The following is a 245-nucleotide window of genomic DNA, read 5'->3' as shown; positions in this document are numbered from 1 at the left end:
CATTTCATGCACCATGGATAGATCTATCCAACAAAAGCGGATTTAGCCGACGATGGCATGGTTAAATGTGCTGGTAAGCAATTTTTCTTCGAAACTCGCGAGCGCCGAATAGCGCCCTTTCTGGCTGCCCGGATCGCGCGCGCTGCCGCCGACCAGGACGATCATCCCGTTGCGCCGCGTCGGGTCGAAGGCGAACACCGAGCGCAGCCCGTAGGCGTCGCCCAGGTGGCCGACGGCATCGAAGC

General features: G+C 60.0%; 1 pseudogene. It reads right to left on the bottom strand.

From position 1 onward, the window contains the following. Positions 1-42: 42 nt before the first annotated feature. Positions 43-245, bottom strand: a pseudogene (locus KVT32_RS31075) (serine hydrolase); the annotation flags it as partial.

The organism is Achromobacter sp. GbtcB20 (assembly GCF_019091095.1).
Lineage (GTDB): Bacteria > Pseudomonadota > Gammaproteobacteria > Burkholderiales > Burkholderiaceae_B > Achromobacter > Achromobacter mucicolens.
The sequence above is the reverse complement of the archived record's forward strand: the minus strand, read 5'-3'. Positions and strand labels throughout refer to the sequence as shown.